The sequence below is a fragment of the Agrococcus versicolor genome (assembly GCF_039531815.1).
In the GTDB taxonomy this organism is placed as follows: domain Bacteria; phylum Actinomycetota; class Actinomycetes; order Actinomycetales; family Microbacteriaceae; genus Agrococcus; species Agrococcus versicolor.
This window is the reverse complement of record NZ_BAAAQT010000006.1, coordinates 379011-402957: the sequence shown is the minus strand read 5'-3', so window position 1 is coordinate 402957 and position 23947 is coordinate 379011. Positions and strand designations below refer to the sequence as shown.

Annotated in this window: 23 protein-coding genes; 11 read left to right on the top strand and 12 right to left on the bottom strand. The window is 73.7% G+C overall.

What is annotated here, in order from left to right:
- Positions 1 to 72 precede the first annotated feature (72 nt).
- The 6 genes from ABD249_RS10265 (at position 73) to ABD249_RS10240 (ending at position 7507) form a co-directional block, all read left to right on the top strand.
- Positions 73 to 1941 carry a phosphoenolpyruvate carboxykinase (GTP) gene (locus tag ABD249_RS10265; RefSeq protein ID WP_344343196.1) on the top strand — a complete coding sequence of 623 codons (1869 nt, stop codon included), beginning with the start codon at positions 73 to 75 and terminating at the stop codon, positions 1939 to 1941.
- A gap of 549 nt (positions 1942 to 2490) precedes the next feature.
- Complete coding sequence (locus ABD249_RS10260; protein ID WP_344343194.1) at positions 2491 to 3174, top strand: FMN-binding negative transcriptional regulator; 684 nt, start codon at positions 2491 to 2493, stop codon at positions 3172 to 3174.
- A 9-nt stretch (positions 3175 to 3183) separates the two neighbouring features.
- Positions 3184 to 3732 (top strand): sigma-70 family RNA polymerase sigma factor, encoded by a 549-nt coding sequence (locus ABD249_RS10255; protein ID WP_344343192.1) that lies wholly within the window; start codon positions 3184 to 3186, stop codon positions 3730 to 3732.
- Positions 3729 to 4454 (top strand): hypothetical protein, encoded by a 726-nt coding sequence (locus ABD249_RS10250; protein WP_344343190.1) that lies wholly within the window; start codon positions 3729 to 3731, stop codon positions 4452 to 4454. Before ABD249_RS10255 ends, ABD249_RS10250 begins: the two co-directional genes overlap by 4 nt.
- A gap of 102 nt (positions 4455 to 4556) precedes the next feature.
- On the top strand, positions 4557 to 6647 hold the full coding sequence (locus ABD249_RS10245) for a TPM domain-containing protein (RefSeq protein WP_344343188.1): 2091 nt from the start codon (positions 4557 to 4559) through the stop codon (positions 6645 to 6647).
- Between the two features lie 74 nt (positions 6648 to 6721).
- Positions 6722 to 7507, top strand: coding sequence for a PspA/IM30 family protein (locus ABD249_RS10240; protein WP_344343186.1), 786 nt, complete (start codon positions 6722 to 6724; stop codon positions 7505 to 7507).
- Positions 7508 to 7724: 217 nt separating this feature from the next.
- Here the strand turns inward: ABD249_RS10240 and ABD249_RS10235 are convergent, their stop codons facing one another.
- Entirely contained in the window at positions 7725 to 8921 is a 1197-nt protein-coding gene (locus ABD249_RS10235; RefSeq protein ID WP_344343184.1) for a glycosyltransferase, read from the bottom strand.
- 92 nt (positions 8922 to 9013) lie between these two features.
- Here ABD249_RS10235 and ABD249_RS10230 point away from each other — a divergent pair, with 92 nt between their 5' ends.
- Positions 9014 to 9472 carry a hypothetical protein gene (locus ABD249_RS10230; RefSeq protein WP_344343182.1) on the top strand — a complete coding sequence of 153 codons (459 nt, stop codon included), beginning with the start codon at positions 9014 to 9016 and terminating at the stop codon, positions 9470 to 9472.
- Between the two features lie 359 nt (positions 9473 to 9831).
- Here ABD249_RS10230 and ABD249_RS10225 read toward each other — a convergent pair whose 3' ends face one another.
- Both ABD249_RS10225 and ABD249_RS10220 read right to left on the bottom strand, forming a co-directional pair.
- Positions 9832 to 11253 (bottom strand): amidase, encoded by a 1422-nt coding sequence (locus tag ABD249_RS10225; RefSeq protein ID WP_344343180.1) that lies wholly within the window; start codon positions 11251 to 11253, stop codon positions 9832 to 9834.
- A gap of 313 nt (positions 11254 to 11566) precedes the next feature.
- On the bottom strand, positions 11567 to 11959 hold the full coding sequence (locus ABD249_RS10220) for a hypothetical protein (RefSeq protein ID WP_344343178.1): 393 nt from the start codon (positions 11957 to 11959) through the stop codon (positions 11567 to 11569).
- Between the two features lie 181 nt (positions 11960 to 12140).
- Between ABD249_RS10220 and ABD249_RS10215 the strand changes: the two genes are divergently transcribed.
- The 4 genes from ABD249_RS10215 to ABD249_RS10200 are packed head-to-tail and all read left to right on the top strand — an operon-like array spanning position 12141 to position 15923.
- Positions 12141 to 13052 carry an ABC transporter ATP-binding protein gene (locus tag ABD249_RS10215; RefSeq protein WP_344343176.1) on the top strand — a complete coding sequence of 304 codons (912 nt, stop codon included), beginning with the start codon at positions 12141 to 12143 and terminating at the stop codon, positions 13050 to 13052.
- Complete coding sequence (locus ABD249_RS10210) at positions 13049 to 13903, top strand: ABC transporter permease (protein WP_344343174.1); 855 nt, start codon at positions 13049 to 13051, stop codon at positions 13901 to 13903. Before ABD249_RS10215 ends, ABD249_RS10210 begins: the two co-directional genes overlap by 4 nt.
- Positions 13904 to 13914: 11 nt before the next feature.
- Complete coding sequence (locus tag ABD249_RS10205) at positions 13915 to 15276, top strand: sensor histidine kinase (protein WP_344343172.1); 1362 nt, start codon at positions 13915 to 13917, stop codon at positions 15274 to 15276.
- Positions 15273 to 15923, top strand: coding sequence for a response regulator (locus ABD249_RS10200; protein WP_344343170.1), 651 nt, complete (start codon positions 15273 to 15275; stop codon positions 15921 to 15923). The genes ABD249_RS10205 and ABD249_RS10200 overlap by 4 nt, the downstream gene beginning before the upstream one ends.
- A gap of 28 nt (positions 15924 to 15951) precedes the next feature.
- Here the strand turns inward: ABD249_RS10200 and ABD249_RS10195 are convergent, their stop codons facing one another.
- The 9 genes from ABD249_RS10195 to ABD249_RS10155 all read right to left on the bottom strand — a co-directional run bounded on the left by ABD249_RS10195 (position 15952) and on the right by ABD249_RS10155 (position 23945).
- Entirely contained in the window at positions 15952 to 16536 is a 585-nt protein-coding gene (locus ABD249_RS10195) for a GNAT family N-acetyltransferase (RefSeq protein WP_344343928.1), read from the bottom strand.
- A 2-nt stretch (positions 16537 to 16538) separates the two neighbouring features.
- Positions 16539 to 17213 (bottom strand): uracil-DNA glycosylase, encoded by a 675-nt coding sequence (locus ABD249_RS10190; protein ID WP_344343168.1) that lies wholly within the window; start codon positions 17211 to 17213, stop codon positions 16539 to 16541.
- Positions 17210 to 17920, bottom strand: a complete 711-nt coding sequence (locus ABD249_RS10185) for a Type 1 glutamine amidotransferase-like domain-containing protein (RefSeq protein WP_344343166.1) — start codon at positions 17918 to 17920, stop codon at positions 17210 to 17212. Before ABD249_RS10185 ends, ABD249_RS10190 begins: the two co-directional genes overlap by 4 nt.
- Entirely contained in the window at positions 17917 to 19263 is a 1347-nt protein-coding gene (locus ABD249_RS10180; protein WP_344343164.1) for an aminotransferase class III-fold pyridoxal phosphate-dependent enzyme, read from the bottom strand. Before ABD249_RS10180 ends, ABD249_RS10185 begins: the two co-directional genes overlap by 4 nt.
- A 92-nt stretch (positions 19264 to 19355) precedes the next feature.
- Positions 19356 to 20501 carry an ABC transporter substrate-binding protein gene (locus ABD249_RS10175; protein ID WP_344343162.1) on the bottom strand — a complete coding sequence of 382 codons (1146 nt, stop codon included), beginning with the start codon at positions 20499 to 20501 and terminating at the stop codon, positions 19356 to 19358.
- Between the two features lie 12 nt (positions 20502 to 20513).
- Positions 20514 to 21269 (bottom strand): ABC transporter permease, encoded by a 756-nt coding sequence (locus ABD249_RS10170; RefSeq protein WP_344343160.1) that lies wholly within the window; start codon positions 21267 to 21269, stop codon positions 20514 to 20516.
- Positions 21266 to 22069, bottom strand: a complete 804-nt coding sequence (locus ABD249_RS10165; RefSeq protein ID WP_344343158.1) for an ABC transporter ATP-binding protein — start codon at positions 22067 to 22069, stop codon at positions 21266 to 21268. The genes ABD249_RS10170 and ABD249_RS10165 overlap by 4 nt, the downstream gene beginning before the upstream one ends.
- Positions 22066 to 22932 (bottom strand): ABC transporter permease, encoded by an 867-nt coding sequence (locus ABD249_RS10160; RefSeq protein WP_344343156.1) that lies wholly within the window; start codon positions 22930 to 22932, stop codon positions 22066 to 22068. The genes ABD249_RS10165 and ABD249_RS10160 overlap by 4 nt, the downstream gene beginning before the upstream one ends.
- Positions 22929 to 23945 (bottom strand): TIGR03842 family LLM class F420-dependent oxidoreductase, encoded by a 1017-nt coding sequence (locus ABD249_RS10155; RefSeq protein WP_344343154.1) that lies wholly within the window; start codon positions 23943 to 23945, stop codon positions 22929 to 22931. Before ABD249_RS10155 ends, ABD249_RS10160 begins: the two co-directional genes overlap by 4 nt.
- Positions 23946 to 23947 lie beyond the last annotated feature (2 nt).

The following is a 23947-nucleotide window of genomic DNA, read 5'->3' as shown; positions in this document are numbered from 1 at the left end:
AGCGAAAGAACGGCCGAAGATTCACCCCGAATGCCGTCGCATGGGCGCGAAACCCGGCGCAGAGTGGAAGACATGACGATCCTTCCCCCGCCCCCGTCGCCCAGCGCCTCGGCCGCGAAGGCTGCGCGCCGCCTCGTCGACGCCCCCGACGGCACCGACCCGGCTGTCGTCGAGTGGGTCGCGAGCGTCGCCCGCCTCACCGAGCCCGCCCAGGTGCGCTGGTGCGACGGATCCGACGCCGAGTTCGCGTCGCTCGTCGAGACCATGCTCGAGGCCGGCACGATCGTGCCCGTGCCGAAGCGCCCCGGCAGCTACCTCGCGCGCAGCAACCCCGACGACGTCGCACGCGTCGAGGACCGCACGTTCATCTGCTCGGTCGACGACGAGGACGCGGGCCCCACGAACCACTGGCGCGACCCGGCCACGATGCGCGAGATCCTCGGCGGGCTCTTCCACGGCGCCATGGCGGGTCGCACGATGTACGTCATCCCCTTCTCGATGGGCCCCGTCGGCGGCCCCATCTCGAAGCTCGGCATCGAGCTCACCGACTCCCCCTACGTCGTCGCGAGCATGCACGCCATGACGCGCGTCGGCGGCGGCGTGCTCGAGGCGATCGCCGCGGGCGAGGAGTGGGTGCCCGCCGTGCACTCCGTCGGCGCGCCGCTCGTGGCCGGCCAGGCCGACTCCGCGTGGCCCTGCAACACGACGAAGTACATCTCGCACTTCCCCGAGACGCGCGAGATCTGGTCGTTCGGCTCCGCCTACGGCGGCAACGCGCTGCTGGCGAAGAAGTGCTTCGCCCTGCGCATCGCGTCGGTGCAGGCGCGCGACGAGGGCTGGCTCGCCGAGCACATGCTCATCGTCCGCATGACGCACGACGACGGCCGCCGCGTCCACATCGCCGCCGCCTTCCCCTCCGCATGCGGCAAGACGAACCTCGCGATGCTGCGTCCGTCGATCCCCGGCTGGAGCGTCGAGACCATCGGCGACGACATCGCCTGGATGCGCGCGGGCGCCGACGGCAGGCTGCACGCCATCAACCCCGAGAACGGGTTCTTCGGCGTCGCTCCCGGCACCTCCGAGTCGACGAACGCCACGGCGATGGCGATGCTCGACCGCGACACGATCTTCACGAACGTCGCCCTCACGGACGACGGCGACGTGTGGTGGGAGGGCATGACGAAGGAGGCCCCCGCCTCGCTGACCGACTGGCGCGGCCAGCCGTGGACGCCCGAGTCCGGCACGCCCGCGGCGCACCCGAACGCGCGCTTCACCGTGCGCGCGACGCAGTGCCCGTCGCTCGCCGCCGACTGGGACGCCCCCGAGGGCGTGCCGATCGACGCGATCGTCTTCGGCGGTCGCCGCCCCACGCAGGTGCCGCTCGTCATGCAGGCGCGCGACTGGGAGCACGGCGTGTACGTCGGCGCGACCATCTCGAGCCAGCAGACCGCCGCCGCCGAGGGGCCCGTCGGCGCCATCCGTCGCGATCCGTTCGCGATGCTCCCGTTCTGCGGGTACGACATGGGCGACTACTTCCAGCACTGGCTCGACGTCGGCCAGCGCCTGGGCCGCGATGCGCCGGCGATCTTCAGCGTCAACTGGTTCCGCCGCGACGCCGACGGCGGCTTCCTGTGGCCGGGCTTCAGCGAGAACGCGCGCGTCCTCGACTGGATCGCCGGTCGCGTCGCGGGCACGGCAGCGGGCGTCGAGACCGCGATCGGCGTGCTGCCGGCCGAGGGCGCGCTCGACGTGTCGGGGCTCGACCTCCCCGACAGCGTGCTCGACGAGCTGCTCGCGGTCGACGCGCCGGCGTGGCTCGGCGAGCTCGTCGACGTCGACGCGTTCTTCGGCCAGTTCGAGCGCCTGCCCTTCGGTCTGCGCCGCCAGCTGAACCACGTGCGGTGGCGCCTCGAGCAGCAGACGGCGCTCGTCGCGGCCTGACGCGCCCTGCCTCCTGCAGGGCGCCCTTCGAGACGGCTCCTCGCTGCGCTCGGGGCCTGCTCAGGGAGCGGGTGGGCGACGGTACGACCCAGCCGCCCCCGCCCGCTCCCCGCACCCACCCCACCTGCGCGGGCGACCACCCCACCCGCTCCTGAGCCCGCGCCGCCTGCGCGGGCGACCACCCGCCCGCTCCCTGAGGTGCGAGCGCAGCGAGCCTCGAAGGGCCCGTGCGGCGCCCTTCGAGACGGCTCCTCGCTGCGCTCGGGGCCTCCTCAGGGAGCGGGTGGGCGACGGCACGACCCAGCCGGCGACCCACCACCCGCTCCCCGAGCCCGCCCCACCACCCGCTCCCTGAGGTGCGAGCGCAGCGAGCCTCGAAGGGTGCGACCACCCGGTGGCGCGGCGGGCTTCGAGGCTCGCTCCGCTCGCACCTCAGCCACCGGGATGGGGCGATTCGCCGAGACGGCAGCGAGCCACCTCATCCACCGGGGGCGGGGTGGCTCGCCGAGACGCCAGCGAGCCTCGAAGGGCGGGTGCGAGGATCGACCCGTGCAGCCGAATCCCCAGTACCGCGTCGACGACGCCGCGTTCGTCCGTCGGCTCGTCGAGACGCATCCGTGGGTCACGCTCGTGAGCCACCTGCCGGATGGTCCCGTGGCCTCCCACACGCCCCTCCTGCTCGACGACGCCCCCGGCGCGAACGCGGGCGACGACCTGACGTTCGTGACGCACCTCGGGCGAGCCGACGCTCGGCTCCACGGCCTCGTGGGCGGCGACGCCCCCGGCCGCGGCACGATGCTCCTCGTCGTGCAGGGCGACCACGACTACGTCTCCCCCTCCTGGTACCTCGGTGCCGACGCCGGCAACGTGCCGACGTGGAACTTCGAGGCCGTCCACGCCGTGTGCGACGTCGAGGTCGTCTCGCACGCCGAGAACGTCGCGACCCTCGAGCGGCTCGTCGCGCACTTCGAGGGCGACCGTCCCGGCGCCCGGCGGCTCGACGTGACCGACGAGGTCGAGATGGGTCTCGCGATGGGCACGAGCGGCCTGCGGCTGCGCGTGCGGTCGTGGACGGCGAAGTCGAAGCTGTCGCAGAACAAGTCGGTCGAGACCCGTCGGAGCGTCGTCGCGCACCTGCGCGAGATCCACCCGGGGCTCGCCGCCCGCATGCAGGACGTGCTCGAGGCCGATCTCGCCACCACCCCAACCGAACCGCCCACCTCTGCGTCGTAGGGGGTAGGGATGGCTGCGCACTGGGAGCACGTCGTGACACGACTGGTCGCGGAGCGCGGGCCTGCCCTCACGAGGTACGCCGCCCTGCTGTGCGGCGACGACGAGGAGGCGAGGGACCTGGTGCAGGATGCGCTCGCGGCGACGTTCGGTCGCCTGCGGAACGGGTTCGAGGTCGAGCAGGCCGAGGCCTACGTGCGCCGCGCCATCGCCAACCGCTTCCTCGACCGTGCGCGGCGCAGGCAGCGCTGGCAGCGCATCCGCCCCCTCGTCGTCCCGCACGAGCGACTCGACTCCGGGTCGACGCGCACGGGCGCGCACCTCGACATGGCCGCACGGCTCGAGCGGCTCAGCCCGCGCGAGCGGGCGTGCATCGTGCTGCGCTACTACGAGGACCGATCGGTCGACGAGACCGCGAGGGAGCTCGGCATCGCGCCCGGCTCGGTGAAGCGGTACGTGAGCGACGCGATGGGCAAGCTGCGCACGCAGCTCGCCGACGAGGAGTCGGGCTCCGGCGGCGGCCCGCACCGTCGCGACGCGAGCGGGAGGGAGGCACGATGAGGGACGACGAGCTGCGCGATCGCCTGCACGCGATGCCCGAGCCGACGGCGAGGATCGACGTCGACGCCGTGGTCGCCGACGCCCGCCGGCGTCGCCGGCCCAAGGTCGTGGGCGTCGCGGTGGCATCGGTCGCGGGCTGCCTCGCGCTGCTGTCGCCCGTCGTGCTGCCGTCGATCCTCGGCTCCGGGGCGTCGACGGCGACGATGCAGGAGGCGGGCGTCGCGGAGCAGGGGGCGCCGGATGCTCCTGCCGCCCCGGGCAGCGACGCGGCCACCGCCGAGGAGCCGGGCATCCTGGGCGAGCCCGCTCCGTCCGGCCCGCCGGTCGCCGCGTGCGCGGCGGTGCCGATCTCGAGCGTCGCCGCGGGCCTGCTCGTCGTCGTCCGCGACGACGACGGCGACGGCGTGGGCACCGTGGACGTGCAGAACGTCGGCGACGCCCCCGTCGACGTCGCGATCGGCGAGGCAGGACTCGGGCAGCGCGCCGGCGACGTGCTCGTCGTCGCGCCGGACGTCGATGCCGCCTCCGTCGCGCAGGTCGCGCCGACGACGCTGCAGCCCCTCGCATCGGCGTCGTTCGACGCGACCGTCCTCCCGGCGACGTCGTCCTGCGGTGCGACGGCGGGGACGGCCGAGGGCGACGAGGCGGTCGCGGTCGCGGTCGGCGTCGTGGCGCTCGCCGTCGACGGCATCGTCGTCGCGCAGCCCGTCGTCGTCGACTGATCGACGTTCGCTGTCAGCATCCGTCTCCCCCGGCATCCCACGGCTCCGTCCAAGACCCGGCCGGTAGGCTCGCGCCGAAGGTGACGCCTCGAGGGGGGATGGATGCGCAGCAGCATCGTCAAGGGATTCGTGGCGGCCGGCATCGCCGGCGCGGCCATGCTGTCGCTGAGCGCGGGCGCGCTCGCGACGGAGGATCCGGTCGACCTGGGCGGCGACGTGTTCGTCGACGAGTCCGGGCAGCTCTCGGGAGACGCGGGCGAGATCGAGCAGGCGCTCGCGGCGGCGAACGCGTCGTCCGACGTGCAGGTCTCCGCCGTCGTCGTGTCGTCGTTCGACGGGCTGAGCCCCGAGGAGTGGTCGAACGAGTCGGCCGTGACGTCGGGCCTGTCCGACTCGTCGGTGCTGCTGTCGATCGCCATCGACGATGGGCAGTACGCGTACTCGATCGGCTCGGGCGTCGATCGGAGCGAGGAGCAGCTCGCCGATGCCGAGGACGACGCCCTCGTGCCCGCGCTGAACTCCGGCGACGTCGCCGGCGGCATCGTCGCCTATGCCGAGCGCATCGCCGAGGACGCGGCGCCGCCCAGCCAGGTCGCGCTCGGCACCGGTGCCGCGGTCGTCGGCGGCCTCGCGGTCGTCGGCGCCGGCGTCTTCGTCGGCACCCGCATCGCGAAGCGCCGCAAGGGACGGCGGGAGCAGCAGCAGGAGCTCGAGCAGCAGCAGCTGAGCCTCGACCAGCTGCGCCAGCGCGCCGACATCGCGCTCGTGCAGCTCGACGACACCGTGCAGCAGTCCGAGCAGGAGCTGCAGTTCGCCATCGCGCAGTTCGGCGCCGAGCCCGTCGCGCAGTACCAGCAGGCGCTCGAGCGCGCGAAGGGCGGCCTCCAGGAGGCCTTCACCCTGCAGCAGCAGCTCGACGACGCCTTCCCCGACACCGACCAGGAGCGGCACGACTGGTCGAGCCGCATCCTGCAGATCGCCGAGGGCGCCACGGCCGAGCTCGCGAGCCACGCCAAGGGGTTCGAGGAGCTGCGCGACCTCGAGCACACCGCGCCGCAGGCGCTCGAGGCGGTCGCGACCGCCCGCACCCGCCTCGACGCCCGCATCGCCGACGCCCGGCGCATCCTCGACCGCCTCGACGACCGCTACACGGGTGCCTCCATCGCCCCCGTGCAGCAGAACATCGACGGCGCCGAGCGCCTGCTGCCGGCGATCGACGAGGCCGTCGCGCAGGGCCGGGCGGCGGGAGGCGGCCAGGCGGCCGTCGCCGTGCACGCCGCCGAGGCCGCGCTCGCGCAGGCCCAGTCGCTCCTCGCAGGGGTCGAGCGCGCCGGCGACGACCTCGCCGCGAGCGAGCAGCAGCTGCGCGCCCTCGTCGACGACACCGTGAACGACGTCGCCGTCGCGCGATCGCTGCCGAGGGGCCGCACCGATCTCGCGCCCATCATCCAGCTCGCCGAGCAGGCGGTCGCGGATGCGCGGCGCACGCCCGTCGACGTCGCCGAGGTGCTCCCCCGCCTGCAGCGCGCGAACGACACGCTCGAGCAGGCCACGGGGCAGTCGCGCGACGAGTCGCAGCGGCAGGGCCGTGCGACGTCGTCGCTGCAGGGATGGCTCGCGTCGGCCAGGCAGAACATCGACGCCGCCGAGCAGTACCTCTCGACGCGGCGCATCGCCGTCGGCTCGCAGCCTCGCAGGCTCCTCGCCCTCGCCCAGGAGGACCTCGCGCAGGCGCTGCGCATGCAGCAGTCCGACGTGGTCGCGGCGACCGATGCCGCTCGGCGCGCCTCGGAGCGGGCCGAGGAGGCGCTGCGCGCCGCCGACGACGACATCTCCGGCTACGGCGGCGGCTCCCGCAACCCGTACTACCGCGGAGGCGGTGGTCGCGGGCGACGCGACCGCGACGGCTTCGACGCCGGCGACGCGATCGGCGGCATCGGCGGAGGCATGGGCAACGTCGGCGGCGCCGTCATGGGCGGCGTGCTCGGCTCGGTGCTCGGCAACATCCTCATGGGTGGCTCGCACCACGGCGGCGGCGGCGACTGGGGTGCCTCGGCATCCGGCGGCGACGGCGGCTTCTTCGGCGGGGGCGGCGACGGCGGCGGGTTCAGCGGCGGCGGCGGCGACTTCGGCGGCTTCTTCGGCGGCGGTGGCGGCTTCGGCGGCTTCGACGGCGGCGGCGGCGACTTCTAGCCCACCGGGTCCGGCGGGCCCGTCCTCACATCCATCCACGGCATCCAGACCACACGGCACTCGAAAGGGAGACCATGTCCAAGCAGTCCATCCTCGGTCGCATCGCCCAGCTCGCGCGAGCGAACGTCAACGCACTCCTCGACCAGGCCGAGGACCCGCAGAAGATGCTCGACCAGCTCGTGCGCGACTACACGAACTCGATCGCCGAGGCCGAGCAGGCCATCGCGCAGACGATCGGCAACCTGCGCATGCAGGAGCAGGACTACCAGGAGGACGTCCGCGCCTCGCAGGACTGGGGTCGCAAGGCGCTCGCCGCGAGCCAGAAGGCCGACCAGCTGCGCAGCGAGGGCTCGTCCGACGCCGACAAGTTCGACAACCTCGCGAAGGTCGCGCTCTCGAAGCAGATGCAGGCCGAGTCGGAGGCCCGCGCGGCCGAGCCGTCCATCCAGTCGCAGACGCAGGTCGTCGACAAGCTGAAGTCCGGCCTCGACACGATGAAGCAGAAGCTCGACGAGCTGAAGTCGAAGCGCTCCGAGCTCATCGCCCGCCAGAAGACCGCGCAGGCGCAGTCGCAGGTGCACGACGCCATCAAGTCGATCGACATCATGGACCCGACGAGCGAGATCGGCCGCTTCGAGGAGAAGATCCGTCGCGAGGAGGCGAAGGTGCTCGGCCAGCAGGAGCTGTCGGCGTCGAGCCTCGACGCGCAGTTCGAGGCGCTCGAGAACCACGACCGCGACACCGAGATCGAGGCGCGCCTCGCCGAGCTGAAGCGCGGCCAGCAGCAGGCCGTCACCTCGGGCTCGCAGCAGTCGGCGCTGACCGACGGCTCCGTCGACGCCGAGGTCGTCGACCGCTGACGATCGACGCATGAGCGAGGGGGCGAGCCTGCGGGCTCGCCCCCGTCGTCGTCCGCACGTGCCGCCTGGTCCCCGCGAGGCGCCTGGACGTTCCGAGGTACGCATCCCGTCACGAGGTGCCGAGATCGCAGCACCCGGCGTCGAGATGCGTACCTCGCGACGGGTGCGGGGCGCGCTGCACGTGCCCGCTGCGACGCGGACGAGCGGGCGGCGCAGGTCAGTCGGGGTCGGCGCCCAGTGCGCGGTAGACCTGGTCGAGGCGTTCGGCGGATGCCTGCCACGTGCGTCGCTCGACCTCGATGCGTGCGCTCGCCGAGAGCTCGGACAGGCGCACGGGGTCGTCGATGAGCCGGCGGCACGCCGCCGCCCACGCCACGGGATCGCGGCCTGCCACGAGCACGCCCGTCGTGCCGTCGACGACCGACTCGGGCAGCCCGCCCACGTCGGCGGCGACGACGGGGGTGCCGCACGCGGCCGCCTCGAGCGCGACGATGCCGAACGTCTCGGCACGGCTCGGCACGACGACGAGGCTCGCCGCCCCCATGAGCCGTGCGAGCTCCGGCCGGTCGAGCGAGCCGATCCGGCGCACGCGATCCTCGACGCCCAGCTCGATGGCCGTCGCCATGAGCTCGTCGACGAACGCCTCGTCGCCGGGCGGCGCCTCGCCGGCGATCGCGAGCACCGCGTCGTCGAGGTGCTCGAGCATCCGCACCGCGAGGTCCTGCCCCTTCGTCGGCTGCACGCGTCCTGCGACGACGACGAGCGCCTCGTGGTCGCGCACCCCGAGCCGCGCGCGCACGTCGTCGCGCACGTCGAACCCCGGAGGCGTGAAGGCGTCGGCGTCGACGCCCGGCCGCACGAGCCAGATGCGGGACGCGTCGACGTGCAGCCCGTCGATGACGACGTCGGCCTCGGCGTTCGACACGGCGACGACGGCGTCGGACTCGAGCGCGAGGTAGCGCTCGGTGAGCCTGCGACGTTCGGGCTCGGAGGCGCCGCCGGCCTCCTTCTGCAGCGCGAGCGTGTGGAAGGTCTGCACGAGCGGGATGCCGAGCGCGAGGCACACCGGCAGCGATGCGAGCCCCGAGAGCCAGTAGTGGGCATGGATGACGTCGTACGGCTCGGCGGCGTCGATCGCGACGCGCTGCAGCTCCTCGCCGAACTCGTCCGCGAGGTTCGGCAGGTCGTGCTTGCGCACAGCGCCGCCGCCCGTCTCGAGCGCGTAGAGGGTGACGCCGGGTGCGAGACGCTTCGTCCAGCGCGTGCCCGGCGCGCGCGTGAAGAGGTCGACCTGATGGCCGCGCGCGGCGAGCGCTCGTGCCGTCTCGAGCACGTAGACGTTCATGCCACCCGCGTCACCCGCGCCGGGCCTGTCGGCAGGCGAGGTGTGCATCGACACCATCGCGATCCGCATGGGGCGAGCGTAGTCGGAGGCGTCGCCGCCGGTCGAGGCTCCCCTGCGCACCCGAGGTGCAGGCGGCGGCGCGCGGCGGTAGCGTCTGGCGCATGGGACTGCGCTCGATCGGCCACGCCACGGGTCGGGCCGCGCACGCGGCGCTCGAGCCCGCGCGGCGGGCGCTGCTGTCGGATCGGATGACCGAGCCCGGATACCGGCTCGCGACGCGCGCGGCGCTCGCGTGGGGGCGGCTGCTCGGCGGCGACGTGCGCACCGCGGGCGAGCTGCACGTCGTCTCGGGCCTGCCCGCATGGGCGTTCGGCCGGGGTGGCACGACCGTCGGCGCGACCTTCCTGACGAGCACGAACGTGTCGCCCGGCATCCTCGCCCACGAGGAGGTGCACCGGCAGCAGTGGCGCCGCTACGGCCTCGCCTTCATCCCGCTGTACTACGCGGCCGGCATCGAGGCCACGACGAACCGCTTCGAGGTCGAGGCCGGGCTCGAGCTGGGCGGCTACGCCCCGAGGCAGCGCGAGCGGCGCACGCGGCGCACCCCGAAGGCGTCGTAGCCGGAGGCTGCCCGGATCGTCGGCGACCAGGCAGGCGTGCCGTGCGATCGGGCCCGCTGTCGTCGAACGGTCGCGTCTTGCGCCGACCGGTCACGTCCTGCGCCGACCGGTCACGTCCTGCGCCGACCGGTCTTCTCCTGCGCCGACTGGTCACGTCCTGCGCCGAGTGGTCACCTCTTGCGCAGACTGGTCACCGTTGCACCTCGACTGGTCACCACTGCACCTCGAGACTCCTGCAACAGGTGCAACGGCGACCAGTCGACGTGCGACGGTGACCAGTCGAGGTCCGACAGTGACCAGTCGAGGTGCAATCGTGACCAGTCAGGGTGCGACGGTGACCAGTCCGGCAGCCGGGCCCGTCAGGCGAAGCGCGCGAGGGTTCGCTGCTCCCAGGGGATGCGCCGCTCGAGCTGACGGCCGATCGCGAGGAGCGTCGCCTCCTCGCCCGGGCGGCCGATGAGCTGCGCACCCATCGGCAGGCCCTCGGCCGTCACGTGCACGGGCAGCGTGATGGCCGGCAATCCCGCGACGTTCACGAACGACGTCTGCGGCGTGTGCCGCACCTGCTGCTGGAACGACCCCTCGGGGTCGTCGCCGTACCAGTCGAGGGGGCGCGGCGGCAGCGCAGCCGTCGGCGTGAGGACGGCGTCGAACGGGGCGAAGGCTCCCACGATCGTGCGCTCGAACGCCGTGGCCTGCGAGACGGCACGGCCGACGTCGACGGCGGTGAGTCGACGTCCCTCCTCCACGAGCCAGCGCGTCAGCGGCTCGACGAGCGACAGCTGCCGGTCGTCGAACGGCACGCTCGCCGCCCCGAACTGCCAGATGCGGGCGAAGACCTCGGCGTACCCGGGCAGCGGCGGCATCGCGAGCTCCTCGAGGGCGTGGCCCGCGCGATCGAGCTCGCGCACCGCGACCGCGATGGCGTCGCGCGCCTCCTGCGCGATGACGACGTCGACGGCGTCGTCCCACGGCGTGCCCTCGAGCACCGCGATGCGGTAGCGGCCCTCGCCGCGCATCGCCGCGGCGAGCAGCGAGCCCTGGTCGTGCTCGGGCGAGCGCAGCGTCGTGCGGTGCGGCACGACGCCGTTCACGCGACCGAGCATCGCCTCCATCAGCAGGGCGGCGTCGATGACGGTGCGCGCGATGGGGCCCGCGACCGACAGGCCGCCGATCTGCCCGACGCCCGAGTGCGCCGGCACGCGGCCGCGCGACGGCTTGAGCCCGACGAGTCCGCAGACGGCGGCGGGGATGCGGACCGAGCCTCCGCCGTCGCTCCCGGGTGCGAAGGGCAGCAGTCCCGCCGCGACCGCCGCAGCCGCACCGCCCGAGGAGCCGCCGGCACCCAGGTCGGGACGCCCCGGCAGGGTCGTGTGCCCGGTGAGGGCGCTCGAGGTGTGCCCGGCGAAGCCGAGCTCGGGCGTCGCCGTCTTGCCGAGGCTCACGCCGCCGGCCTCGTCGAGCACGACGGCCATCGGATCCGAGACCGTCGGCACGAAGCCCTCCCGCGCACGCGAGCCGAACTGGGTGCGCACGCCCGCGCGCTGCACGAGGTCCTTGTCGGCGAACGGCAGGCCGAGGATGACGGGTGTGCGGTCGTCGGCGGCGTCGATGGCGTCGGCGCGGGCGAGCGCCGCCTCCGGCGTCACGGTGACGAACGCGTTCGACGCGTCGGCGTCGATGCGTGCGAGGAAGTGCTCGGCCACCTCGCGGGCCGACACGCGCCGGCGATGCAGGGCATCCCACAGGTCGATGGCCGAGAGCTCATGCAGCGCCGTCACGTGGTCGAGCCTAGGGGCGCCCTTCGAGGCTCGCTTCGCTCGCACCTCAGGGAGCGGGGCGGGGGCTCGCACCTCAGGGAGCGGGGTGGGGGCTCGGGGCGCCCTTCGAGGCTCGCTCCGCTCGCACCTCAGGGAGCGGGGCGGGGCTCGCACCTCAGGGAGCGGGGTGGGGGCTCGGGGCGCCCTTCGAGGCTCGCTTCGCTCGCACCTCAGGGAGCGGGGCGGGGGTCGCACCTCAGGGAGCGGGGCGGGGGTCGCACCTCAGGGAGCGGGGTGGGGCTCAGGGAGCGGGGCGGGGAGCGGGGCGGGCAGGCTAGGAGTAGCGGCTGCCGCGCCGCCGCTGCCGCGCGCGCTCGGTGCGCTCGCGCATCTGGTCGCGGGAGACGTAGTTCGTGAGCTCGCGGAACGGATCGCGCCCGTGGTACCTCGGCACCTCGGCCAGGAGCGCCGCGACGGCCTTGCCGAGCTCCCAGTACTCGCCGATGCGGGTGCCTCGGCCCGGGTCGACGTGGCGGAGCCGCGCCTGGAAGCGCAGCTCGCCTCGCACGTCGATCTGCGTGACGAAGCCGCGCGTGACCCCGGCGACCGACACCATCCACAGCCCGGGTCCGATGCTCGTGACGACGGCCTGGAGGCTCGAGGCGGCGGCGGCCGCCTGCAGGTCGGCGGAGACGCGCGCCGCCTTCCACTCGTCGTAGGTCGTCATGGTCGCGAGCATCGCACCGGGCACCGACATCGGGCACCGACTCGGGCACCGACTCTCTCGCCGCGCAGGCCCGGCGGGCACCCTGGTCGCGCCCGCCGTCGGCCCTGGGTACCACGGCATCCACCGCAGGCTCAGCCGCTCGGCCGATGTGCCGCGACGGCCACGCGGCCAGGCTGGATGCATGATCACCGCAGAGCACCTCACCAAGCGCTACGGCGCGAAGACCGCCGTCGACGACGTCGGCTTCGTCGTCCGCCCCGGCCTCGTCACCGGCTTCCTCGGGCCCAACGGCGCAGGCAAGTCCACGACGATGCGCATGATCGTCGGCCTCGACCGCCCCGACTCCGGATCCGTCACGATCGGCGGCTCCGCCTACCGCGACCTCCGTTCGCCGCTGACCGAGATCGGCGCGCTGCTCGACGCGAAGGCGTGGCACCCCGGCCGCACCGCCGAACGGCACCTGCTCGGCATGGCCGCGACGCACGGCATCGGCAAGGCCCGCGTCCGCGAGGTGCTCGAGGTCACGGGCCTGGAGTCCGTCGCCCGCAAGCGCGTCGGCGGCTTCTCGCTCGGCATGGGCCAGCGGCTCGGCATCGCCGCGGCGCTGCTCGGCGACCCCCACACGCTCATCCTCGACGAGCCCGTCAACGGCCTCGACCCCGAGGGCGTCGCCTGGGTGCGCCGCCTGCTGCGCTCGCTCGCGGCCGAGGGTCGCGCGGTCCTGCTCTCGTCGCACCTCATGAGCGAGATGGCGCAGGTCGCCGACCGCGTCGTCGTGCTGGGGCGAGGGCGCGTGCTCGCCGACCAGTCGATCGACGAGATGCTCGGCGGCCAGGGCGGCCCGGTCGTGCTCGTGCGCGGCGCCGGCGTCGACCGGCTGCCGCATCTGCTCGCCGCCGACGACGTCACCGTGACGCAGGTCGCCCCCGACGCCGTCGAGGTGTCGGGCGTCGCCGCGCCGCGCATCGCCGAGGTCGCCGTGGGCGCAGGCATCGGCATCGAGGAGCTCGCTCCCCGCAAGGCGACGCTCGAGGAGCGCTACATGGCGCTCACGAGCGACGCCGTCGAGTACAGGACGGAAGGCACCCGATGACCGCCACCACCCCCACCGCCGACGCACCCGAGGCGCGTCGCGCGACCTTCCGCGAGTCGCCGCACCGCGTCACCTTCGGCGGCGTCGTGCGCGCCGAGTGGATCAAGCTCACGAGCGTCCGCTCCGTCGGCTGGGCCATCGCGATCGCCGTCGTCATCACGGCGGGCTTCGGTGCGCTCGCCGCGTTCGCGACCTTCGCGACCGCTCCCGAGGGTGCGATCGAGCAGGGGCTGCTGTCGGACATCCCCGTCGCGGCGCTCGGCACCGCCGGCATCCTCGTGTCGCAGCTCGTGTTCGCGATCGTCGGCGTCATCGTCATCACCGGCGAGTACGGCTCCGGGCAGATCCGCTCGACGCTCACCGCCGTGCCGACGCGCCTGCCCGTGCTCGGCGCGAAGGCGCTCGTCGTCGGCATCGTGACGTTCGTCGCGAGCGCCATCTCGCTCGCGGTCGGCATCGGCTCGACGATCGCGATCGCGGCCGGCTACGGCATCCCCGTCGACGACATGGGCCTCGACGTCTCCGTCCTGTACACGGTGCTCGGCGGTGCGGTGTACCTGGCGCTGCTGACCGTGTTCGCGCTCGCCGTCGGCACGCTCGTGCGCTCCGGCGCCGGTGCGATCGCCATCGCGCTCGGCGTGCTGCTCGTGCTGCCGACCGTCGTGGGCCTCGTGCCCTTCGAGTGGGTGCAGGAGGCGTCGCCGTACCTGCTGCCGAACTCGGGCCTCGTGATCTCGATGCCGAACGCCGAGATGGACGGCGACTTCTGGCGCGCCCTCGTCGTCACGATCGCCTGGCCGGCCGTCGCCCTCGCGGGCGCCGCGGCCGCGCTCGTGAGGCGCGACGCGTAGGGTCGACCTCGATGACGACCGCGCACGGTGCCCCCGACGGCGACGTCGGGGGCACCGTCGCGCTCCCCCGCCCGCCGGGCGTGCTGCGCCGCTTCACCGCTCGGCATCCGCGACTCGTCGACTGGACGCTCGTCGTCGGCTCGCAGCTGCCGATCCTCGCGGTGGGCTTCGTGCTCGCCGCCTTCGAGCCGGCGCAGCGCATCGAGGGCGTCCTCATGCTCGCCGCGTCGATCGTCGCGGGCGCAGCGCTGCTGTGGCGCAGGCGGTTCCCGCTCGTCGTCACGATCGTCGTCGCGGCGATGCTCGCCATGCCGTCGTCGGCGGCCGCGGGCGCGTTCATCGCCGTGTACGTCGCGCTGTACTCGCTCGGCGCCTACGCGCGCACGGCGCACGTGTGGATCGGGGTCGGCGCCGCCTCCGCGGGCTCGCTGCTGTCGACGCTCGTCGTGCCGTCCGCCGACCGCCTCGACATCGGCCCCGTCGTGTCGATCAACCTCGTCGGGATCGCCTCGTTCGTCGTCGCGGTGCTGCTCGGCACCTCGGTGCGGGCCCGTCGCGCGTACGTGGCGGCGCTCATCGGGCGTGCCGACGACATCGCGCGCGATCGCGACCAGCAGGCGCAGCTCGCCGTCGCGGCCGAGCGGGCGCGCATCGCCCGCGAGATGCACGACGTCGTGAGCCACGGCCTCACGGTGATGGTGACGCTCGCCGAGGGCTCGGCGGCGCAGGCCTCGCGCGACCCCGATCGCGCCGCCGACACGATGCGTCGCGTCGCCGACACGGGCCGCGACTCGCTCGCCGAGATGCGCAGGCTGCTCGGCGTGCTGCGCGAGCCCGGCGTCGAGGATGCGCAGCGCGCACCGCAGCCGGCCGCAGGCGACCTGCAGGCCCTCGTCGCGTCGTTCCGCGACGCCGGGATGCCGGTGCGGCTCACGACGTCGGGTGCGGCGATCGCCGACCAGGCGCTCGCGCTCACGGTGCACCGCATCGTGCAGGAGTCGCTGACCAACGTCATGCGCCACGCGTCCGACGCCGCCCGCGTCGAGGTCGCCGTGCGCCACGACGGCAGCGTCGTCGACGTCGAGGTCGTCGACGACGGCACGGGCGCGCCCGCGACGACGACGGGTGCGGGGCGCGGGATCGTCGGCATCCGCGAGCGCGTCGCGATGTTCGACGGCGCCGTCGACGCCGGCCGTCGCGAGCCGACGGGGTGGCGCGTCGCTGCGAGGCTGCACGAGGCCGGCCGCATCGCAGCCGTGCCGGAGGCGCCGCTCGCGCTGCAGGCCACGGCGCCGCACGCCGCCGACGCGTCCGCCGCGGACGCGGCCGCACCCGAGACCATCGTCCCCGACCACCGCATGGAGCAGCCATGACCATCCGCATCGCCCTCGTCGACGACCAGGAGCTCGTGCGCCTCGGCTTCCGCATGGTGCTCGAGGCCGAGCCCGACGTCGAGGTCGTCGGCGAGGCGAGCGACGGCGCTGCCGCCATCGCCCTCGCGGCGCGCGGCGGCGTCGACGTCGTGCTCATGGACGTGCGCATGCCCGGCGTCGACGGCATCGCCGCGACCGAGCGCATCACGGCGGCCGGCGCGCTGCCGAAGGTGCTCGTGCTCACGACGTTCGACCTCGACGAGTACGCCTACGCAGCGCTGCGCGCCGGTGCGAGCGGCTTCCTGCTGAAGGATGCGCGCCCCGCCGAGCTCGTGGCCGCCATCCGCGCCGTGCACGCAGGCGACGCCGCGCTCGCCCCGACGGTGACGCGTCGCATGCTCGAGCACTTCGCGTCGTCGGGCCCGAGCTCGGCCGACGCCTCGGCGCTCGACGTCCTCACGCCGCGCGAGCGGGAGTTCCTCGTCGCGATCGCCGAGGGCCTCACGAACGACGAGCTCGCTCGGCGCTTCGTGCTGTCCGAGTCGACCGTCAAGACCCACGTCGGCCGACTCCTGCGCAAGCTCGACGCCCGCGACCGCGTGCAGCTCGTCATCCTCGCCTACGACCAGGGGCTCGTGCGCCGCTGACCCGTCCGGCCGACGCCAGGGTCGAGCCTCAGCGCCGCCGCTTCAGCGGCTTGACCATCGTGATCGTGCCGAGCCAGCGGCCGAACTTGCGGCCGACCTTGCCCATGCGGCCCGTCTCGCGGAAGCCGAGGCGCTCGTGCAGGCGCACCGAGGCATCCGCCTTCTCGTCGGCGATGACGGCGATCATCTCCTTGCATCCCGTCGCGGTGGCGGCGTCGATGAGCGCGACGAGCAGCGCCTTGCCGAGCCCCCTGCCGGTCGAGGCGGGCGACAGGAAGATCGAGTGCTCGACGATCTTGCGGTAGGCGCTCCGAGGCTTCCACGGCTCCGCGAGCGCGTAGCCGATGATCGTGTGCGTCCCCGACTCGGCGACGAGGAACGGCAGCCGCAGGCGCTCGAGGACGTCGAACGTGCGCCGCCACTCGGCGATGGTCTTCGGGCGATCCTCGAGCGTCACCGACGAGTTCAGCACGTAGTGCGAGTGGATCGAACGGATGGCGGGGATGTCGCGGATCGTCGCCGGGCGGATCGTGAAGGAGAACTCCGGCTCGGCGCGCACGGTGCGCAGATGCCTCGGCAGCACGCGCCGGCGGTCGTACTCCTCGGGCAGCATCACTACTCCAGTCGCCAGTCGATCGGGTCGGCGCCCTGCTCGCGCAGGAGCTCGTCGACGCGGGAGAACGGCTTGGAGCCGAAGAAGCCGCGCGACGCCGACAGCGGGGACGGATGCGGGCTCGACACGATGGGGGTGCTGCCGAGCATCGGGGCGAGCGCCTGCGCCTTCGCACCCCACAGCACGGCGACGAGCGGGCCGCCGCGGTGCGCGAGGGCCGAGATCGCCTGCTCGGTGACGGCCTCCCACCCCCAGCCTCGATGCGCGTCGCTCGCGCCCTCGCTCGTCGTGAGCACGCGGTTGAGCAGGAGCACGCCCTGGTCGGCCCACCGGGTGAGGTCGCCGTGCGACGCGGGCGGGATGCCGAGGTCGTCCTCCAGCTCCCGGTAGATGTTCTGCAGGGATCGCGGCACGGGCCGCACGTCGGCGTCGACCGAGAACGACAGGCCGACGGCATGCCCGGGCGTCGGGTACGGATCCTGCCCGACGACGAGCACGCGCACGTCGGCGAGCGGACGCTCGAAGGCGCGCAGGACCCGCGCGCCGTCCGGCAGGTACCGGCGGCCCGCCGCGGTCTCGGCGCGCAGCCGCTCGCCGAGCTGCCGGATCTGCGGCTCGACGGGGGCGAGCGCCTCGGCCCAGCCCGCGTCGACGAGCTCGGCCAGCGGCGCGATCATCGGCCTCCCAGCACCGCGACCTGCACGTGCGGGCCGCTCTTCGAGCACACGAACACGTTGCCCTCGCCGGCGGCGACGAGCGCGGAGGCGCCTGCGACGAGCGACGTGCGCTCGTCGATCGCGACGGCGCGGTCGGCGAGCTCGGCGTCGACGATCGCGACCGCTCGGCCGAGCGTGCCGTGCTGCGACGCGTGCACGTCGACGACGACGTCGACGAGCCCGAGGCCCTCGGCGAGCGTCACCTCGTCGAGCCCCTCGCCCGCGTGCTCCTGCGTCACCTCGACGCCGCCGATGCGCCAGCCGCCCAGCAGCGCGACGTCGCCGGCGATCATCGCGCCGGCCGAGAAGCCCGCGTACGGGGTGCCGTCGGCGACGAGCTCGCGGATGGCCTGCGCCGCCGGCATGATCGCGGCGTGGTAGCCGGGCGTCAGCCCGCCGCCGACGAAGATGCCGTCGGCGCCCGCGAGGTCCGACGCCTCGAGGGCGCGGTCGGCCGCGAGCTGCACGAACCGCACGTCGCAGTCGTGCGTGCCGAGGTCGTCCCGGTAGTCGGCGTGCCACGCCTCGCCCTCGGCGGCCGTCTCGGCCCACAGCACGACCGCGATCGTCGGCCGGCCGTCGGCGCGGTCGCGCGCCTCGGCGACGAAGCGGCCCGTCCAGGCCGTCTCGTCCTCGGCCCAGCCGCCACCGATGAGGTGCACGCTCATGCTGCGGCCCCGCCCGCGACCTCGGCGAACGCCTCGTCGTAGATCTCGAGCGCGCGGTGCGCCTCGTCGTCGGTGACGACGCACGGCGGCACGACGTGGATGCGGTTGTCGGCGGCGAACGGCAGCAGGCCGCGCCGCAGCAGCGCACCCTTCAGCGCCCCGATGACGTCGGCGCCGACCGGCGTGCGCGTCTTGGCGTCCGACACGAGGTCGAGCGCCCAGAACACGCCGACGCCACGCGCCTCGCCGATCATCGCGTGCCGCTCGGCGAGCGCTGCGAGGCCCGGGCCGAGCACGTCCTGGCCGATGCGACGCGCGTTGTCGACGATGCCCTCGCTCGCCATGGCGTCGAGCGTCGCGACGATCGACGCCGCCGCGAGCGGGTGGCCGGAGTAGGTGAGCCCGCCGGGGAAGACGCGGCTCGAGAAGGTCTCGTGGATCTCGGGGCTCACGACGACGCCGCCCACGGGCACGTAGCCCGAGTTGACGCCCTTCGCGAAGGCGATGAGGTCGGGGCGCACGTCGTGCGCGTCGTGCGCGAACCACTCGCCCGTCCGCCCGAAGCCCGACATCACCTCGTCCATGATCAGCATCGCACCGAAGCGGTCGGCGAGCTCGCGCAGGCCCGCGAGGTACCCGGGAGGCGGCACGATGACGCCCGCGGTGCCGGGGATGGCCTCGACGAGGATCGCGGCGACCGACTCGGGGCCCTCGGCCTCGATGACGCGGCGCATGTGGTGCAGGGCGCGCTCGCACTCCTGCTCGACCGACGCCGACCAGAACTCGCTGCGGTAGAGGAACGGCCCGAAGGCGTGCACGTGGCCGCGCGCGTACTCGTTGGGCACGCGCCGCCAGTCGCCCGTCGCGACGACGGCCGCGCCGGTGTTGCCGTGGTACGAGCGGTACAGCGACACGACCTTGTCGCGACCCGTGTGGAGGCGCGCCATGCGGATGGCGTTCTCGATCGCGTCGGCGCCGCCGTTCGTGAAGAAGACGCTCTGGAAGCCGGGCGCGTGCGCGAGCACCGCCGCGGCGGCCTCGCCGCGCACGAGGTTCGTCGTCGCGGGTGCGACGGTCGTGAGCACGTCGGCCTGGGCCTTGATCGCCGCGACGACCTTGGGATGCTGATGGCCGATGTTCGCGTTGACGAGCTGGCTCGAGAAGTCGAGGTACTCGCGTCCGTCGTGATCCCACACCCGCGTGCCGAGGCCGCCGGCGATCGCGAAGGGGTTCGTCTGCCCCTGCACGGACCACGAGTGGAACACGTGGGCGTCGAGCGCGCGTGCGCGGTCGCCCGCCGCCGGGTCGGACGCGATGGCGTCGTTCAGGACCGTGTCGGTCATGGATGCTCCTTCGAACCATGCTGGCGGGTGCGCCGGGAGGGGCGGGGTCTCCCCCGCCCTCCCACGCTAGGTCATGCGCGGGCTCGCGGGGCCTACTGGCCGCCCTCCGCGAGCTCGACCTCGAGGGGCGCGTAGCCCTCGCCCGTGACGTCGACGCCGTCCTCCTCGAGGTTCGCGAGCGCCGCCTCGACGTACGTCGTGTCGTAGGCGGTGTCCGGCGGGTCGGTCGTGATGACGGTCGAGCCGTCCTGGTTGGGCGTGCTCATCGAGATGTCGACGGTCTGCGCCCACGCGTCCTCGTCGATCGAGCCGATGCCGGACGTCGAGGGCCAGATGAGGCCGTTGACCTCGTTGACCATCCACAGCTGGTGCGAGGCGCCGAGCTGGCTGCCGGCGTCGACGACGATCTGCGCCGCCTCCTCCGGGTTGTCGCGCGCGTAGATCCAGCCGAGGATCGACGCCTGGATGAAGGCGGTCGTCGTGTCCTGGAAGGACTCGTCCTCGAGCTGCTCCGTGTTCGCCCAGATGGCGTCCTGCAGCATCGCGGTGCCGACCTCGTTCCAGTCGAGCACGGTGAAGTCGTCCTCGGTGTAGAGCTCGCCCGTGGCGGGATCCACCGTCTCGAGCAGCTGGGCGTACTCGTTGTAGACCATCGCCTGCGCGGCGTCGATGTCGCCCGAGAGCAGGCCCGACATGTCGAACGCCTGCTGCACGAGCGTGACGTCGGACATGGGGTCGAGGCCGCCCTCGCCGAGGCCCGCGAACAGCTCGAACTCGTTGCCGAAGCCCCACGAGCCCACGTTCGCGCCCTCGAGGTCCTCGACCGAGTCGATGCCGGCATCCGCGAACGACACCTGCAGCGTGCCCGAGCGCTCGAAGATCTGGGCGACGTTCGTGATGCCGGCGCCCGCCTCGATGCTCGCGAGCGCCTTGGGCACCCACGCGATCGCGAAGTCGGCCTGGCCGTCGGCGAGCACGGTCTGCGGCACGATGTCCGCGCCGCCCTCGACGATCGTCACGTCGAGGCCGAGGTCCTCGTAGAAGCCCTGGTCGACGGCGGCGTAGTAGCCGGCGAACTGGCCCTGCGCGAACCACTGCAGCTGGAGGGTGACGGGCGTGAGCCCGTCCTCCCCCTCCTGCGGCACGTCGCCGCCCCCGCCTGCCGAGCAGGCGCCGAGGACGAGGGCGGTGGCGGTGGCGGCGGCCGCGAGGCCGATCCTTCTGGGTGTGCGGTGCATGGTGTTCCCCTCTCAGGTGCTGGCTGCTCGGCGGCGGGATCGCTCGAGCAGCAGGGTGGCGACGTAGAAGAGCAGGCCGAGGACGACGGCGGCGAGCACGTAGCTCCACGCGCGGGCGTAGCCGGATTGGGCGGCGGCGGAGGCGATGCGCGATCCGAGCCCGTTCTGGAGGCCGCCGAAGTACTCGGCGACGACGGCGGAGATCACCGCGAGGGACGACGCGACGTTGAGGCCCGTGAAGACGTACGGCAGCGCGCCCGGCAGCGTGAGGTGCCACGTGATCTGCCAGCCGGAGGCGCCGTTCGCACGCAGGAGGTCGCGGTGCACGGGGTCGGAGCGGCGCAGGCCGCGCAGCGTGTTGACGAAGATCGGCACGAACGCGGCGATGCCGACGACGACCTGCCTCGGCGTCTCGCTCGCGGCGCCGAGCATCGTGCCGAGCACGGGCGCGAGCGCCACGATGGGCACGACGGCGATCGCCGCGACGAGCGGCTCGACGATCGACTGCAGCCAGCGGATGCGCGACGCGAGCGCCGCCATCGCGATGGCGAGCACCGCGCCGCCCACGAGGCCGACGAACGCGTTCGTGCCGGTCGCGAGCCCGGCCGCGACGAGGCCGGGCAGGATGATCGCGACCTGCGCGCCGATCGCCGAGGGCGCGGGCAGCAGGTACGGCGGGATGTCGAGCAGCGCGACGGCGCCCTCCCACACGGCGAGCAGCACGAGCCCCAGCGCGATCGGCGCCAGCACCCGCACCGTCGTCGTCATCGCGTCTCGACCCCTCGCGCGCCCGGCGCGGCGCCCTCGCGGCCGTGCAGCGCCTCGCGCACGGCTGTGACGGACGCGAAGAACGCGTCGGCCTCGCGGATGTCGTCCGCGCCGTCCATCGCCCGACGCTCCACGTCGACGACGTCGGTGATGCGCCCGGGCCTCGGGCTCATGACGACGACGCGGTCCGACAGGTAGACGGCCTCGGGGATCGAGTGGGTCACGAACACGACGGCGGCGCCGGTCTCGCCCACGATGCGGCGCAGCTCGCCCTGGAGGCGCTCGCGCGTCATCTCGTCGAGGGCGCCGAACGGCTCGTCCATGAGCAGCAGCCGCGGATGCTCGGCGAGGGCGCGCGCGATGGCGACGCGCTGCTGCATGCCGCCGGAGAGCTGGTCCGGGTGCTGCTCGGCGAACTCGGCGAGGCCGACGAGGTCGAGCAGCTCGGTCGATCGCGCTCGCCGAGCCGCGGCGGCCGTGCCGTGCAGCTGCAGCGGCAGCTCGACGTTCTGCCGGACGGTGCGCCACGGCAGCAGCCCCGACTGCTGGAAGGCGATGCCGTACGCGTGCTCGAGCCGTGCCTTCCGTGCCGCCATGCCGAACACGTCGACCTCGCCAGCCGTCGGCGCATCGAGGTCGGCGATGAGCCGCAGCAGCGTCGACTTGCCGCATCCGGACGGGCCGATGAGCGAGACGAACTCGCCGTCGGCGACCGTGAGGTCGACGGCGTCGAGCGCCCGCACCTCGGCCCTGCGCGTCGAGAAGACCTTCGTCGCCCCTCGCACCTCCACGGCGTTCATGCGGCCTCCAGCCGTCGATAGCGCGAGAGCGCGAGCCCCGCGAGGGTCACGAGGCCCGCGACGGCGAGTCCCATGAGCACGGCGCCGAAGATGGGCGCCCAGCCGCGTGCCGGATCCGACGAGCCCGCCTGCGCGTACTCGACGATGAGCCTGCCGATGCCGCCGCGCGAGCCCGTCGAGACCTCGGCGACGACGGCGCCGACGATCGCGGCCGCCGCGGCGAGCCGCAGCGCGCTCAGCAGGTAGGGCACGGCCGACGGCAGCCGCAGGTGCCGCAGCGTCGCCCACCACGAGGCGCCCTGCGAGCGCAGCAGGTCGACCTGCGCCGCCGTGGGCGACTGCAGGCCGCGCAGCGCGCCGACGGCGACGGGGAAGAACGCGAGGTAGGAGGCGATGACGGCGACGCTCATCCATCGCTCCCACCCGTCGATGCGACCGCCCCACGACACCACGATGGGTGCGAGCGCGATGAGCGGCACCGTCTGGCTGAGGATGAGCCACGGCAGCATCGCCGCCTGCGCGATCGGCAGCGCCTGCATGACGAGCGCGAGGCCGAACCCGACGATCGCGCCGACGAGGAGGCCGACGATCGCGGTCGCCGCCGACGTGAGGCACGCGGCGAGCACCGCCTGCAGGACGAGCTCGTCGGAGCCGTTCCGCACGGGCGCGAACGCACGGCCGAGCATGTCCCACACGTGCGGCATCGCGAGGTCGGTCGTGCGCGGCAGCACCGAGACGTCGCCGACGCTCCAGCCCTCCGCCGGCCCGATCGCCTTGTACGCCTCCCACAGCACCGCGAGCGCCAGCACGCCGACGAGACCGAGGAGCAGCGGTCGCAGCGACGCGAGGCGCGGGCGCGTCACGACTTCGCCGCGACGTGCTCGGCGAGCGCCGGGATGACGTGCTCGCCGTACTGCCGGAGGGTCTCCTCCTTGTCGTCGTGCATGACGTAGGCGGCGAACTGGTCGACGCCGAGGTCGGCGAGCTCGCGCAGCTTCGCGACGTGCGCCTCGACGGGCCCCAGCAGGCAGAAGCGGTCGACGATCTCGTCGGGCACGAAGTCGACGTGGTCGTTGCCCGCCTTGCCGTGGCTGTTGTAGTCGTAGCCCGTGCGCCCGGCGATGTAGTCGGTGAGCACCTGCGGCACGGCGCCCGAGTCGCCGTAGCGGGCGACGATGTCGGCCACGTGGTTGCCGACCATGCCGCCGAACCAGCGCGACTGCTCCCGTTGGTGCTGCAGGTCGTCGCCGACGTACGCGGGGGCGGCGACGCAGATCGTCACGTCGTCGGGGTCGCGGCCCACGTTCGCCGCCGCATCCCGCACGGTCTCGATCATCCAGCGGGCGACGTCGACGTCGGCGAGCTGCAGGATGAAGCCGTCGGCGACCTCGCCGGCGAGCTGCAGCGCCTTCGGCCCGTACGCCGCGACCCACACCTCGAGCTCCGAGCCGCGCGACCACGGGAACCGCAGCGTGGCGCCCCTGTGCTCGACCGAGCGCGACGATCCGAGCTCGCGGATGACGTGCACGGCCTCGCGCAGCGTCGCGAGCGTCGTGGGTGCGCCGTTCGTGACGCGCACCGCCGAGTCGCCGCGGCCGATGCCGCAGACCGTGCGGTTGCCGTACATCTCGTTGAGCGTCGCGAAGACGCTCGCCGTCACGGTCCAGTCGCGCGTCGCGGGGTTCGTGACGAAGGGCCCGACGGTGATCCTGCGGGTCGCACCGAGGATCGCCGAGTGGAGCACGTACGGCTCCTGCCACAGCAGGTGGCTGTCGAAGGTCCACACGTGGCTGAAGCCGTGGGCCTCCGCGAGCTGCGAGAGCTGCACGACCCGCGCCGAGGGCGGGTTGGTCTGGAAGACTGCGCCGAAGTCCATGG